We start from the raw sequence: 14,836 nt of genomic DNA, 5'->3' as shown, positions 1-14,836 counted from the left end.
TGATAGGCCGGATCCGGCCTTTGACAAACATACATTCATGTATGTATATTACACCTCATTCCTCTGTACGCCCAGTGCCGACCCGCGGTCCGCGGATCACGCGCATCTGGGCGTGCTCCTTTTTCAAGCTTCGACAAGGCCTTCCATGACCACGATCCGCGTCCTACCCATGCTTGCCGTGCTCTCCCTCGCCCTCGCCGCCTGCGGTGGCGGACAGCAGGGCGGCGAGCCTCCGAAGCCTGCGGTGACCGTGGCAACCCTGTCCGCGCAGCCGGTCACGCTGTCGCGCGAGCTGCCCGGCCGCACCAGCGCCTGGCTCGTGGCCGAAGTGCGCCCGCAGGTCAACGGCCTCGTGGCCAGGCGCCTGTTCACCGAAGGCGCGATGGTGGAAGCGGGGCAGCCGCTGTACCAGATCGACGACGCCACCTATCGCGCCGCGGCCAACAGCGCGCGCGCCCAGCTCAGCCGCGCCGAAGCGACGCGCACCGCCGCGCGCCTGACCGCCAACCGCACCGCCGAACTGGTGAAGGTGTCCGCGGTCAGCAAGCAGGACCACGACAACGCCACCGCCGCCCTGGCCCAGGCCGAGGCCGAGGTCGGCGCGGCGCGCGCGGCCCTGGATGCCGCCAACGTGACCCTGGGACATGCGCGCATCACCTCTCCCATCAACGGCCGCATCGGCAAGTCCAGCGTGACACAGGGCGCCCTGGTGACCGCCAACCAGCCGGCGCCGCTGGCAACCGTGCAGCAGCTCGACCCGATCCACGTCGACCTGACCCAGTCCAGCGCGGAGCTGCTGGACCTGCGCCGCGCGCTGGCCGAAGGCCGGCTGGAGCGTCCCGACGCCATGCCGGTGACCATCCTGCTGGAAGACGGCAGCCGCTTCGCCCACGCGGGCGTGCTGAAGTTCTCCGAAGTCGCGGTGGACCCGACGACGGGCAGCTTCTCGCTGCGCGTCGAGGTGCCCAATCCCGACCACGTGCTGATGCCCGGCATGTACGTCCGCGCCGCGCTCGGCAGCGGGGTGCGCCAGGACGCGGTGCTGGTGCCGCAGCGCGGCATCGCACGCGACCCGAAGGGCAACACCTCGGCGATGGTGGTCAATGCCCAGGGCGTGGTCGAACAGCGCCCGGTCGTGGTCGGCCAGGCCATCGGCGACCAGTGGCTGGTGGAGTCGGGTCTCGCGGCCGGCGACCGCGTCGTGGTTGAGGGCCTGCAGAAGATCCAGCCCGGCGCCGAAGTCGAGGTGACCGCCGAGATGGCGCAGAAGCCTGCGGCGGGCCAGGCGCCTGCGCCTGCGGCCGCGGCTGCAGCCGCGAACAGCGCCGATGCGGCCGATGCCGCCGACCCCGCCGGCACCGCCGGTGCGACCACCGACGCAGTGCAGGAGTAAGGGCGCGCCATGGCACGTTTCTTCATTGACCGACCCATCTTCGCGTGGGTCATCGCGATCATCATCATGCTGGCCGGTGCGCTGTCGATCACCAGCCTGCCGGTGTCGATGTATCCCACCGTCGCACCGCCGAGCGTCGAGATCCGCGCGATGTATCCGGGTGCCTCCGCCCAGGTGCTGGAGGACTCGGTGACCCAGGTCATCGAGCAGAACATGAAGGGGCTCGACGGCCTGATGTATTTCTCGGCGCAGTCGTCCTCGAACGGCTTCGCGACCGTCACCCTGACCTTCGAGAGCGGCACCGACGCCGACATCGCCCAGGTGCAGGTGCAGAACAAGCTGCAGCTGGCGATGCCGCTGCTGCCGCAGGAAGTGCAGCGCCAGGGCATCAACGTGTCCAAGTCCACGTCGAGCTTCCTCGCGGTGATCGGCTTCGTCTCAGAGGACGGCAGCATGGACCGCAACGACATCGCCGACTACGTCGGTGCCAACGTCGTCGATCCGCTGAGCCGCGTCGCGGGCGTGGGCAACATCCAGGTGTTCGGCTCCAAGTACGCGATGCGGATCTGGCTGGATCCGGGCAAGCTGCATACCTATGCGCTGTCGATCCCGGAGGTCACCGCCGCCATCCGCGCGCAGAACGCGCAGGTCGCGATCGGCCAGCTCGGCGGCACGCCGGCGATCGACGGCCAGGAGCTCAACGCCACCATCAACGCGCAGGACCGCCTGCAGACGCCTGAGCAGTTCCGCGACGTCATCGTGCGCAGCAACCCCGATGGTTCGCTGCTGCGCCTGGGCGACATCGCGCGGGTGGAACTCGGTGCGGAAACCTACGACTTCGTCAGCCAGTTCAACCGACAGGACGCCACCGGCGTCGCGATCTCGCTGTCCACCGGCGCCAACGCGCTGGATACCCGCCAGGGCGTGCAGCAGGCGCTCGACGACCTCGAGCCCTACTTTCCCGCGGGCCTGAAGGCGGTCGTTCCCTTCGACACCACGCCCTTCGTGCAGGTCTCGATCAAGAACGTGGTCGTGACCCTGGTCGAGGCGATCGTGCTCGTGTTCCTGGTGATGTACCTGTTCCTGCAGAACTTCCGCGCCACCCTGATTCCGACGATCGCGGTGCCGGTGGTGCTGCTGGGCACCTTCGCCGTGCTCGCCGCGCTGGGCTTCTCGATCAACATGCTGACCATGTTCGCGATGGTGCTGGCGATCGGCCTGCTGGTGGACGATGCCATCGTGGTGGTGGAAAACGTCGAGCGCATCATGAGCGAGGAGGGGTTGTCGCCGCTCGAGGCCACGCGCAAGTCCATGGACCAGATCACCGGCGCCCTGGTCGGCATCGGCCTGGTGCTGTCGGCGGTGTTCGTGCCGATGGCCTTCATGAGCGGCTCGACCGGCGTGATCTACCGGCAGTTCTCGGCGACGATCGTGTCGGCGATGCTGCTGTCGGTGGTGGTCGCGATCGTGCTGACCCCCGCGCTGTGCGCGACCATGCTCAAGCCGCTGGAGAAGGGCGAGCACCACGACAGCGGCAAGGGCCCCATCGCGCGCTTCTTCCGCTGGTTCAATGGCAAGTTCGACAGCACCAGCCGCCGCTACCAGGGCAAGGTCAAGGCGATCATCACCCGGCCGGGCCGCTACATGGCGATCTTCGCCGTGCTGGTGGCGGTCATGGGCGTGCTGTTCGTGCGCCTGCCCAGCTCCTTCCTGCCCAACGAGGACCAGGGCGTGCTGATGGCGCTGGTGTCGACGCCCGTGGGCGCGACCCAGGAGCGTACGCTGGAAGCGCTGGCGCACCTGGAGAACCACTTCCTCGAGAACGAATCCGAGGTGGTCGAATCGGTCATGGCCGTGCAGGGCTTCAGCTTCGCCGGCATGGGCCAGAACGCGGGCATGGCCTTCATCAAGCTCAAGGACTGGAGCGAGCGCCCGGACGCCGACCAGCAGGCGGGCGCGGTGGCCGGCCGCGGCATGGCCGCGATGAGCCAGGTAAAGGACGCGATGATCTTTACCTTCCCGCCCCCGGCGATGCCGGAACTCGGCATCGGTGCCGGCTACACCTTCTTCCTGAAGGACAACGCCGGCCTGGGCCACGAGGCGCTGCTCGGCGCGCGCAACCAGCTGCTCGGCCTGGCCGCGCAGAGCGAACTGCTGGCCAACGTGCGCCCCAACGGGCAGGAAGACACCCCGCAGCTGCGCCTCGACATCGACAATGCCAGGGCCGGTGCGCTTGGCCTGTCGGTGGACGCCATCACCGGCACGCTGTCGGCGGGCTGGGGCAGCCAGTACATCGACGACTTCATCGACCGCGGCCGCGTGAAGCGCGTCTACATCCAGGCCGATGCGCCCTTCCGCATGACGCCGGAGGACTTCCAGCTCTGGTCGGTCAAGAACATCCGGGGCGAGATGGTGCCGTTCTCCGCGTTCGCCACCATGCACTGGGACTATGGTTCGCCGCGCCTGGAGCGCTACAACGGCGTCTCGTCGATGGAGATCCAGGGCGAGGCGGCGCCGGGCGTGGCCTCGGGCGACGCGATGATCGAGATCGAGAAGCTGGTCGCGCAGCTCCCCGCCGGCATCGGCATGGAGTGGACGGCGCTGTCCTACCAGGAGCGCGAGGCGGGCGCGCAGACGCCGCTGCTGTACGCGCTGTCGTTGCTGATCGTGTTCCTGTGCCTGGCCGCGCTGTACGAAAGCTGGACGGTGCCGACCGCGGTGCTGCTGGTGGCCCCGCTGGGCATCCTCGGCGCGGTGCTGGCCAACACCTTCCGCGGCATGGAGCGCGACGTGTACTTCCAGGTGGCCATGCTCACCACGGTGGGCCTGACCAGCAAGAACGCGATCCTGATCGTGGAGTTCGCCAAGGCCAACGTCGACCAGGGCATGGAGCTGATCGAGGGCACGATGCAGGCCGTCCGCGACCGCCTGCGCCCGATCATCATGACCTCGCTGGCCTTCGGCCTGGGCGTGCTGCCGTTGGCGATCGCCACCGGCGCGGGCTCCGGCGCGCAGCGCGCGATCGGGACCGGCGTGGTCGGCGGCATGCTCGTGGGCACGCTGCTGGGCGTGTTCTTCATCCCGCTGTTCTTCGTGGTGATCCAGAAGATGTTCGGCGGCAAGGCCAAGGCCGGCGAACAGCCTGCCGCGGTGGGAGTGATCGAACATGAGTAAGCACGCGCGCCTCGCGCTGGCCCTGGCGGCGGCCCTCGCCGCCAGCGGCTGCGCCACCCTGGTGCCGGCGACGCCGCAGGCGCAGGCCGGTATCCCGGCCGCCTGGCCGATGCCGGAAACGACGCCGGCAGAGGTGGTTCCGGTTGTCGCCGGATCCAGCCACGCCACGGTCGCGCTGCCGATGGCCGACATCGGCTGGCGCGACTTCTTCGCCGACCCGCGACTGGAGCAGATCGTGGCGCTGGCGCTGGACAACAACCGCGACCTGCGCGTGGCGATCCTCAACGTCGAGCGCGCGCGGTCGCAGTACCGCGTCCGGCGTGCAGACCGCCTGCCCTCCATCGGTGCCGAGGCGATGATGGAGCGCGTGGGCGGCGACATCCCGGTGGGCGAGACCTACACCGCGGGCGTCGGCCTTGCCGCGTTCGAACTCGACCTGTTCGGCCGCGTGCGCAACCTGAGCGAGGGGGCGCTGCAGCAGTACCTCGCCACCGAAGAGGCGCAGCGTGCCGCGCAGCTGTCGCTGGTGGCGGAAGTCGCCGGCGCCTGGCTGGCGCTGGCCGCCGACCAGGAGCAGCTGCAGCTGTCGCAGCAGGCGCTCGACACCTACCTGCAGACGCTGGACCTGACCACCCGGCGCCACGAGCTGGGCGCGACCTCCGCGCTCGAGATCGAGCAGGTGCGCACCCAGGTCGCGACCGCACGCACCGACGTCGAACGCCTCAAGGGCCAGGTCGCGCGCGACCGCAACGCGCTCGACCTGCTGGCCGGCACGCAGCTGGACGCCTCGCTGCTGCCCGCCGCTGACGCCCGCGTCGCCCCGGTCACCGGCATCGCGGCGCTGCCCGCCGGCCTGGATGCGCGTGTCCTCCTGCGCCGTCCCGACGTGATGGCCGCCGAGCACCGCCTGGTGGCCGCCAGCGCCGACATCGGTGCCGCGCGCGCGGCGTTCTTCCCGTCGATCTCGCTGACCGGAAGCATCGGTTCGGCCAGCGACGCGCTGTCGGGCCTGTTCGACGGCGGCACGCGGGTCTGGAGCTTCATGCCGCGGATCAACCTGCCGATCTTCCAGGGCGGGCGGCTGAAGGCTGCGCTCGGAATGGCCGAGGCCGACCGCGACATCGCGCTGGCGCAGTACGAACAGGCCATCCAGTCCGGGTTCCGCGAGGTGGCCGATGCGCTGGTGCAGGCCGATTCGCTGGCCAGGCAGGTGGCCGCGCAGCAGGACCTCGTCGACGCGGCGACGCGCGCCGAGTCCCTCGCCCAGCTGCGCTTCGAAGCCGGCGTCGACAGCTACCTCACCCGGCTCGACGCCCAGCGCACGCTGTACGCGGCGCAGCAGGCGCTGGTGGCCACGCGCCTGGCCGAACAGGCCAACCGCGTGATGCTGTACCGCGTGTTGGGCGGCGGCTGGCGCGAGGACAGCGCCCCGCTCGCGCAGGCCCCGGCCGGCTGATCAGGCCGGATCGCCGTTCTCGTCGGGCGTCGGCACGGGCAGGTCCAGCCGGCAGTCCGACGGCGGCTGGCCGGTCGCCTCGGCGTGCGCCGCACAGGCGCGCTGCAGGTCGGCCTGCAGCACGTCGGCGTGTTTGACCATGGCCTTGAACCGCGGCTCCAGGCCCTCCACGCGCGTCCACGCGGCGCGCAGGTCGGCAAAGGCGTCGCGGCGCTGGATCGCGGTCGCGCGCGGCGACAGGTCGAGGTAGCCGGCGATGCGGTTGCGCAGGCCCGACACCGCGACCCTGGCCTTGCCGCGCGGGCTCGAGAGCGATGCCACCACGGTGACCGCGAGGATGCCGACGATCACCACCAGCGAACTCCAGGTGCTGATCTCGATCACCGGCACCGGTTCGCCGTCGTTGATGAAGGGCAGGTTGTTCTCGTGCAGTGCGTGCAGCACCAGCTTCACGCCGATGAAGCCCAGGATCGCCGCCAGCCCCAGCGACAGGTAGACCAGGCGTTCGAGCAGGCCGCCGACCAGGAAGTACAGCTGGCGCAGGCCGAGCAGCGAGAACGCGGTCGCGGTGAACACGATGAAGACGTTCTGGGTCAGCCCGAAGATCGCCGGGATCGAATCGAAGGCGAACAGGATGTCGGTGCCGCCGATCGCCAGCATCACCAGCAGCATCGGCGTCAGCGCGCGCTTGCCCTGGTAGGTGGTGAACAGCCGGTCGCCGTCGTAGTGCGGGCTGGAGTGGAACATCCTGCGCACGATCCGCACCACGATGTTCGGCTTGTCCTCGCTGTGGTCGTCGGGCGCCAGCAGGTTGCCCGCGGTCACCAGCAGCGCCAGGCCGAAGAGGTAGAACACCCAGGAGAAGCGCTCGATCAGCGCCGCGCCCAACAGGATGAACACCGTGCGCGCGATGAGCGCAAAGGTGATGCCGAACAGCAGCACCTTCTGCTGGTCCTCGCGCGGCACCTTGAAGCTGGCCATGATCACCAGGAAGACGAAGACGTTGTCGATCGACAGCGCCTTCTCGGTGATGTAGCCCGAGAAGTACTCGGCGCCCATGTCGGCGCCACCCCAGGTCCAGACCGCGACGCCGAACAGCAGGGCGATGCCGACGTAGAGGGCGGACCAGACCGCCGCCTCGCGCAGCGTGGGCGCGTGCGCCTTGCGCACGTGGAAGAAGTAGTCGAACGCCAGCAGGCCGATGATCAGGGCGATCGTGGCTTCCCAGACAAGGGGGGTGGTGGTCGGCATCGGGATCCCGGCGAGGACGGCGCGGCAGGATCGCACGCGTCGCGTCGCGCGCATGTCACGCCGCGGGCGCGATCGTTAGCGAGGCGTGAGCAAGGCGCCCGTTCGCGCGCTATATTCCGCGCGTTCCCCGCCCACGGCATCCCCCCTTGCATCGAAGAGAACTCCTGCTGGCAGGCCTGTCACTGCCGGTGGCCCTGGCGTTGCCCGCCGGTTCCCGTGCGGCGACGGCTGGCGGCGAGGCCTTCGACGCGGGCACCGTGCCGGCGCTGGCCCGGGCGCTCGCGGCCGCGCCCTACCGCGCTCCGTCGCGCGCCCTTCCGGACGCGCTTGCAGGCCTCGGCTACGACCGCTACCGCGATTACCGCTACCGGCCGGATCGCGCGCTCTGGCAGGGCCAGGGGCGGGGTTTCGAGGCCCAGTTCTTCCATCGCGGCTACATGTTCCTGGACCGCGTGGACATGCACGTGGTCGAAGGCGGGCGCAGCCGGCCGTTCCCGTACGCGACCTACCTGTTCCGCTTCGAGCACGGCGTTCCGGCGCCGCCGGCCGGGCGCGACATCGGCTTCGCCGGCTTCCGCCTCCACGGCGCCGTGCACCAGGCCGGCACCCTGGACGAGATCGCGGCGTTCCTGGGCGCGAGCTATTTCCGCGCGGTCGCACGCGGGCTGGGCTATGGGCTCTCGGCACGCGGGCTGGCGCTGGGCAGCGGTGACCCGGGTGCCGAGGAGTTCCCGGTGTTCCGTGCCTTCTGGCTGGAGACGCCGGCGCCCGGCGCCGCCGAGGCCGTGGTGCATGCGCTGCTGGACTCGCCCAGCGTCGCCGGCGCCTTCCGCTTCGCCATCACCGCGGGCGCGGACACCGTGTTCGACGTCGATGCCCGCCTGTATCCGCGGGTCGAGCTCGCGACCGCCGGCATCGCGCCGCTGACCAGCATGTACGAGTTCGACGCCCACGATCGCGCGGGCATCGACGATCCGCGGCCCGCGGTGCACGACTCCGACGGCCTGGCGCTGTGGCTGGGCAGCGGCGAGGAGGCGTGGCGTCCGCTGCGCAATCCGCGCCATGTCGAGCACAGCGGGTTCCAGGACCGGGATCCACGTGGCTTCGGTCTGATGCAGCGCAAGCGCCGCTTCGAGGACTACCAGGACCTCGAGGCCGGCTACGAGAAGCGCCCCGGCTGCCGGGTGGAACCGCTCGACCCCTGGGGCGAGGGGGAGGTGCACCTGGTCGAGATCCCGACCGCGAACGAGTACGCCGACAACATCGTCGCCTTCTGGCGTCCGCGTGCGCCGCTGGCACCAGGCCGCGAGCACCGCTTCCGTTACCGCCTGCACTGGTCGGACGGACAGGCGTGGATGCGCGGTCTCGCGCGCGTGGTCGCGACGCGCAGCGGAACGCTCGATGGTGCGCCGGGGCGGCAGTACCTGGTCGACTTCGTCGGCGACCGGCTGCCGCAGGGCGATGGCGCGGTGCGCGTGCGGGCATCGGCGAACGCGGGCGAGCTCCGCAATGCCACCGCCTACCGCAACCCCGCCACCGGCGGCTGGCGCGTGGGGCTGGAACTGCTGCCGGGCGATGCCGCGGCGGTGGAGCTGCGTCTCTGGCTCGAGGGTGACGCCGGGCGCCTGTCCGAGACCTGGCTGTCGCGGTGGACGCCGTGACCGGAGATCCCCTGGCACCGCGCGCGGCTCCGCTGCACGCCCTGCCACCGCTGCCGCCGGAGTGTCCGCTGCCGATGCCGGTGCAGGCGCTGGGTCGTGGCCGGATCGCCAATCCGCCGCGCCCGACCACGCCGCCGAACATGGCCTGGCGCCGGTTCGGCGTGATCGGCGGCGTGGTGCTGCTGACCCTCGTCGCGACCTACCAGATGTGGTGGCTGCTGCGCGGCGACGGCATCGACGTGCTGGAAGGGCTGCTGCTGGTGCTGTTCGTGGCGCTGTTCGCGTGGATCGTGCAGGCCTTCGTCGGCGCGATCGCGGGCTTCGTCCTGCTGCTGCAGCGCCGGCCGCTGCGCATGGGCATGCACGCCGATGGCCCGCTGCCTGCGCTGTCCACGTCGACCGCGCTGCTGGTGCCGATCTACAACGAAGATCCCGCGCGGCTGATGGCGGGCGTCCAGGCGATGCACGAATCGCTGGACGCCACCGGCCAGCTGGCGCGCTTCGACGTCTTCGTCCTGAGCGACAGCCGCAGGCCGGAGATCCAGGCGGCGGAGGCCGAGGCCTTCGTCGCGCTGCGCGGGCGGCTGGGTGCGAACGCGCGCGTCCACTACCGGCTGCGCCAGGACAACCACGAGCGCAAGGCCGGCAATATCGCCGACTGGGTCCGGCGCTGGGGCGGAGCCTGGCCGCAGTTCCTGATCCTCGACGCCGACAGCGTGATGTCGGGGGAGACCCTGGTGCGCCTGGCCGCGGCGATGGAGCGCCACGAGGACGTCGCGCTGATCCAGACGCTGCCGGTGATCGTCAACGGCAATACGCTGTTCGCGCGCATGCAGCAGTTCGCCGGCCGCGTGTACGGGCCGGTCATCGCCTATGGCGTGGCCTGGTGGCACGGCGCGGAGAGCAACTACTGGGGCCACAACGCGATGGTCCGCACGCGCGCCTTCGCCGGGTGCGCCGGATTGCCGGAGCTGCGCGGGGTGAAGCCCTTCGCCGGCACCGTGCTGAGCCATGACTTCGTCGAGGCGGCGCTGATGCGCCGCGGCGGCTGGGCGCTGCACATGATCCCGGGGCTGGGCGGCAGCTACGAGGAAGGCCCGCCGTCGCTCACCGACATGCTGGTGCGCGACAGGCGCTGGTGCCAGGGCAACCTGCAGCACGGCGCCGTGCTGCCCGCACGTGGCCTGCACTGGGTCAGCCGCTGGCACCTGATGATCGGCATCGGCCATTATTTCACCGCGCCGATGTGGGCAATGCTGATGATCGTCGGCGTCTCGATCCCGCTGCTGCATGCAGGATTCAGCTGGGGACACTTCTCGCTCGAGGGCTTCACCCCGACCGCCTGGTGGCGCGAGCAGGACGGCGACCGGTTCATCGCCGTCTTCGTGGCGACGATGTTCATGCTGCTGTCGCCGAAGCTGATGGGATGGCTGGCGACGGTCAGTGATCCGGCGATGCGCCGCGGCTGCGGCGGGGCGCTGCGCGTCTTCGTCGGCATGCTGCTGGAGACCCTGCTGGCCGCGCTGATGGCGCCGGTGACGATGTGGGTGCAGTCGCGCGGCGTGGCCGAAGTCCTGGCGGGCAAGGATTCCGGATGGGAAGCGCAGCGGCGCGACGATGGCGTCCTGCCATTGCGCGAACTGGTGCGGCTGTACGGCGGGCTGACGCTCGCCGGCGTCGTGGCCGCGGTCGCCGCGTGGATGGTCTCACCGGCGCTGCTGGCGTGGATGTCGCCGGTGGTCCTGGGCCTGCTGCTGTCGATCCCGATCGTCGCGCTGGGGGCATCGCCGGCGGCGGGGCGGTGGTTGCGGACGCGGGGCATCTTCCTGACCCCCGAGGAGTGCGCGCCGCCGCCGGTCCTGGTGCGCGCGACCGAGCTGCGCTCCCCGGGCACGAACGGGAACTGACGTCCCCCGGGGAGCCCCGGCCGGGCCATGCATAATGGCTTGCCACGTCCACGAGGGTTGCCATGCTGCTGGAATGCATCGAGCGCGAGACCGGGCCCGACCCGTCCTGGAGCATCCTCTGGCTGCACGGCCTGGGCGCCGACGGCAACGACTTCGTGCCGATCGTGCCCGAGCTGCTGCGTCCCGGCTGGCCCGCGCTGCGCTTCGTCTTCCCGCATGCGCCGGTGCGGCCGGTGACGATCAACAACGGCGTGCCGATGCGCGCCTGGTACGACATCGTCGACGTCGACCTGGCCAACCGGGCCGACGAGGGTGGCGTGCAGCAGTCGGTGGAGCAGGTCGAGGCGCTCATCGCACGGGAAGTCGAGCGCGGCGTCGCGCGCGAGCGCATCGTGGTGGCCGGCTTCTCCCAGGGCGGCGCCGTCACCCTGGCCATCGGGCTGCGCAGCGCCGCGCCGCTGGGTGGACTTGTCGCCCTGTCGACCTACGTGCCATCGGCGGGCAAGTCGCGACAGGTGCTGGCCGAGGGCGCCGCGCGCCAGCCGGTCTTCATGGCCCACGGCAGCCAGGATCCGGTGGTGCCGTTCCAGGCCGGCCAGCAGAGCGCCGCCCTGCTGCGAGAGCTGGGGTTCGACGTCGACTGGCATGCCTACCCGATGCCGCATTCGGTCTGCGCCGAGGAGATCCGCGACCTCGGCGACTGGCTGGCGCGGCGGTTCGCCGCGGGCTGAGCATGGGCGAGCGCGCCGCCGACGAGCCCTGGCTGCCGGACCTGTGCCGGCTGCCGCGGCTGGCGGCCATGCTCGGCATCGCCCAGCTGGTGGTGGTGGTCGTGGTGCTGGTGCCTGATGCAGGCACGCACTGGGACCTGGAGCGTGCGCTCTCCACCAGTGGATTCGCGCTGTGGATGGCGCTGTCGGTGTCGGTCCTGCTGTGCATTTCGCGCCGCGGCCTGTCACGCCTTCCCCAGCGGACCGGTGCGCTGCTCGCGGTGGCGCTGGCCGCGGCCGTGGCCGCGATCGTGGCCGGGATCGTGCATGCGCTGTTCGCGAGCGTGGGAGGCGCGGACCAGTGGCCTTCCGCGATGCGCTTCGTCACCGGCTCCGCCGGCGTGGTCACCCTGATCACGGCGCTGGCGCTGCGCTATTTCTACGTGATCGACCGTTGGCAGGCCCAGCTCGCCGCACACGCGCGCGCCGAGGCCGATGCGCTGCAGGCGCGCATCCGTCCGCATTTCCTGTTCAACAGTATGAACATGATCGCAAGCCTGCTGCGCCGCGATCCCGAAGTCGCCGAACGCGCCGTGCTCGACCTGTCCGACCTGTTCCGCGCCGCGCTGGGCGCAGGCGAGGACGACTCGTCGCTGGCCGAGGAAGTGCGCCTGTCCGAGCACTACCTCGGCATCGAGCAACTGCGGCTGGGCGAGCGCCTGCGGGTCGAATGGCAGCGTGTCGAACCGCTGCCGTGGGACCTGCCGATGCCGCGCCTGGTGCTGCAGCCGCTGCTCGAGAACGCCGTGCTGCATGGCATTTCGCGCCTGCCGGAAGGCGGCGCCGTGCAGATCAACCTGCAGGTCGAGGACGACAGGCTGCGGATCAAGGTCCGCAATCCCTCGCTGCCGCCCGATGCGCCGGACGCCCCGGGCGTGCACGGCGCCGGCCATGCCCAGCGCAGCATCGCCCACCGCCTGGGCTATGCCTTCGGCCCGCGTGCGCGCATGGCCTGCGGCTGGGGCGGGGGCTACTATGCCTGCGAGCTGGAGCTGCCGCTGGGGAGCGGGAGGAGGACCGCATGAGGGTGGTCATCGCCGACGACGAGCCGCTGGCCCGCGAGCGCATGCGCAGCCTGCTGGGCGTGCATCCCGACATCGAGGTGGTGGCCGAGGCCGGCGACGGCCGCGCCGCGCTGCAGGCCTGCGCCGAGCACGAGCCCGACCTGGTGCTGCTCGACATCGCCATGCCCGGGATCGACGGCCTCGAAGCCGCGCGCCACCTGGCCGCCTTCGAACCGCGGCCGGCGGTGGTGTTCTGCACCGCCTACGACGCCCACGCGCTGTCGGCGTTCGACGCCGCCGCCGTCGACTACCTGGTCAAGCCGGTGCGCGCCGAACGCCTGCAGGCCGCGCTCGACCGCGTGCGCACCTTCAATGCCGGCCTCGTGCGCAGCCGCGTCGAAGGCGGCGACGGCAAGCGCCGCACGCACCTGTGCGCACGGCTGCGCGGCAGCCTGCGTCTGATTCCGATCGAGGACATCCACTATCTCCAGGCCGACGAGAAGTACGTCGTCGTGCACCACGCCCGGGGGGAGGACCTGATCGAGGAATCGCTGAAGTCGTTGGAGGAGGAGTTCGGCGACCGCTTCCTGCGCATCCACCGCAACTGCCTGGTGGCGCGCCACGAGCTGGTCGAGCTGCGCCGCGACCCGGAAGGCCATGTCCACGCCATCCTCCGCCACGGACGCCAGCCGCTGGAGGTCAGCCGCCGCTGCGTGGCGCCGCTGCGCGAGGCGCTCCGGCAGTTTTGACGGGGGTCGGGGATAATCCCGGCATGACCCGCCTCCGCATCGCCACCCGCAAGAGCCCGCTCGCCCTCTGGCAGAGCGAACACGTCGCCGCCCTGCTGCGCACCGCCCACCCCGGCCTCGAGGTCGGACTGGTGCCCATGTCCACGCGCGGCGACGAGGTGCTGGACCGCTCGCTGTCGGCGATCGGCGGCAAGGGCCTGTTCCTGAAGGAGCTCGAGCTCGCCATGCTGCGCGGCGAGGCCGACTGCGCGGTGCACTCGCTCAAGGACGTGCCGATGCAGGTCGACGCGCCGTTCGCGCTGCCGGCGTTCCTGGCCCGCGCGGATCATGCCGATGCCTTCATCAGCAGCCAGTTCGCGACATTCGACGCGCTGCCGCCGGGCGCCTGCGTCGGCACCTCGTCGCTGCGCCGGCAGGCGCAACTGCGCGCGCTGCGCCCGGACCTGGAGATCCGCGACCTGCGCGGCAACGTCAACACCCGCCTGGCCAAGCTGGACGCCGGCGAGTACGACGCGATCATCCTCGCCTGCGCCGGCCTGCAGCGGCTGGGGCTCGGGGATCGCATCCGCGCGCGCCTCGATGCGCCCACCTGGCTGCCCGCGCCCGCGCAGGGCGTGATCGCGATCGAATGCCGGGAAGACGATGCCGCGGTGATGGACCTGTGCCGGGCACTCGACCATGCGCCCACGCGCACCTGCGCCGGCGCCGAACGTGCGCTCAACCTCGCGCTGCACGGCAGCTGCCACGTGCCGGTTGCGGCGTTCGCGCGGCTCGATGGCGACGCGCTGCACCTGGAAGGGCTGGTCGGCTCGGCCAGCGACGGGCGCGCGGTGCGGGCGGAAGCCCGCGGGCCGGCGTCGCAGCCGGACGCGCTCGGGCGCGAGGTCGCGGCCAAACTGCTCGACGCCGGCGCCGGCGAATCCCGCCGGGCCCCCCCCGTCCTGTCGGCGCGCCCACCGCCGCGATCGCCCTTGCCGGGTCAGTCCATCGCACCGTGGATCGCGGCTGTAGCCGCTCCTACAGGACGTCGAAGCCAGGACGTCGGGCAGCCGGTCCCGCACGGGCTAGAAGCGGTAGCGCAGGTTGACCGAACCCTCGGTGTCGGTGGCGCCGTCGCCGCCATTGCCGGCGCTGTCGTGGCGCAGCTCGAAGTTCGACTGCAGGGTCCACTGCGGCTGCAGCTGCAGGTCCAGGCCGATCACCTGGCGGGTGGTGGTATTGAAGCGGCCGGCTTCGACCAGGATGTTCTGGGTCAGCCGGGCGCGCTCGGCGATGGTCTGGCGCAGCTCCACGCGACCGCGCGCGATCGGTCCTTCCATCGCCGTGCCGTGGTCGGCGTACGGCTGCAGGCGGTAGCCGGTGCCGAACTCGAGGCGCACGTTGGTGTCGGGCGTGCGCACGGCCTCGTAGCCGAAGCCGGCGGTGAAGCGCGAGTGGCTGCCGTGGTTGACCCGCCAGTCGCGGCGCGAGG

Annotated in this window: 9 protein-coding genes and 1 pseudogene; 9 read left to right on the top strand and 1 reads right to left on the bottom strand. The window is 71.1% G+C overall.

All coding sequences use genetic code 11. From position 1 onward, the window contains the following. Positions 1–145: 145 nt before the first annotated feature. From JG616_RS06470 to JG616_RS06460, 3 genes are read left to right on the top strand one after another with little or no spacing between them, the layout of a single operon-like run. Positions 146–1,393 carry an efflux RND transporter periplasmic adaptor subunit gene (locus JG616_RS06470; protein ID WP_199392054.1) on the top strand — a complete coding sequence of 416 codons (1,248 nt, stop codon included), beginning with the start codon at positions 146–148 and terminating at the stop codon, positions 1,391–1,393. Positions 1,394–1,402: 9 nt separating this feature from the next. Next, on the top strand, positions 1,403–4,567 hold the full coding sequence (locus JG616_RS06465) for an efflux RND transporter permease subunit (protein ID WP_199392053.1): 3,165 nt from the start codon (positions 1,403–1,405) through the stop codon (positions 4,565–4,567). Then, complete coding sequence (locus JG616_RS06460) at positions 4,560–6,023, top strand: efflux transporter outer membrane subunit (RefSeq protein ID WP_199392052.1); 1,464 nt, start codon at positions 4,560–4,562, stop codon at positions 6,021–6,023. The genes JG616_RS06465 and JG616_RS06460 overlap by 8 nt, the downstream gene beginning before the upstream one ends. Here JG616_RS06460 and JG616_RS06455 read toward each other — a convergent pair whose 3' ends face one another. Beyond that, entirely contained in the window at positions 6,024–7,274 is a 1,251-nt protein-coding gene (locus tag JG616_RS06455) for a TerC family protein (protein ID WP_199392051.1), read from the bottom strand. Positions 7,275–7,420: 146 nt separating this feature from the next. Between JG616_RS06455 and JG616_RS06450 the strand changes: the two genes are divergently transcribed. The 6 genes and pseudogenes from JG616_RS06450 to hemC form a co-directional block, all read left to right on the top strand. Further along, positions 7,421–8,935, top strand: coding sequence for a glucan biosynthesis protein G (locus JG616_RS06450; protein WP_199392050.1), 1,515 nt, complete (start codon positions 7,421–7,423; stop codon positions 8,933–8,935). Then, positions 8,932–10,842: a glucans biosynthesis glucosyltransferase MdoH gene (mdoH, locus tag JG616_RS06445; RefSeq protein WP_343224990.1), complete on the top strand. Its 1,911-nt coding sequence runs from the start codon at positions 8,932–8,934 to the stop codon at positions 10,840–10,842. The genes JG616_RS06450 and mdoH overlap by 4 nt, the downstream gene beginning before the upstream one ends. Before the next feature lie 62 nt (positions 10,843–10,904). Further along, complete coding sequence (locus JG616_RS06440) at positions 10,905–11,573, top strand: alpha/beta hydrolase (protein ID WP_199392049.1); 669 nt, start codon at positions 10,905–10,907, stop codon at positions 11,571–11,573. 2 nt (positions 11,574–11,575) lie between these two features. Further along, on the top strand, positions 11,576–12,637 hold the full coding sequence (locus JG616_RS06435; protein WP_199392048.1) for a sensor histidine kinase: 1,062 nt from the start codon (positions 11,576–11,578) through the stop codon (positions 12,635–12,637). Beyond that, positions 12,634–13,365 (top strand): LytTR family DNA-binding domain-containing protein, encoded by a 732-nt coding sequence (locus JG616_RS06430; protein ID WP_199392047.1) that lies wholly within the window; start codon positions 12,634–12,636, stop codon positions 13,363–13,365. The genes JG616_RS06435 and JG616_RS06430 overlap by 4 nt, the downstream gene beginning before the upstream one ends. 23 nt (positions 13,366–13,388) lie before the next feature. Further along, positions 13,389–14,285 (top strand): annotated as a pseudogene (gene hemC / locus JG616_RS06425) (hydroxymethylbilane synthase); the annotation flags it as partial. Positions 14,286–14,836 lie beyond the last annotated feature (551 nt).

This window comes from Luteimonas sp. MC1895, from assembly GCF_016457215.1.
Lineage (GTDB): Bacteria > Pseudomonadota > Gammaproteobacteria > Xanthomonadales > Xanthomonadaceae > Luteimonas.
This window is presented reverse-complemented; position numbering and strand designations above follow the sequence as displayed.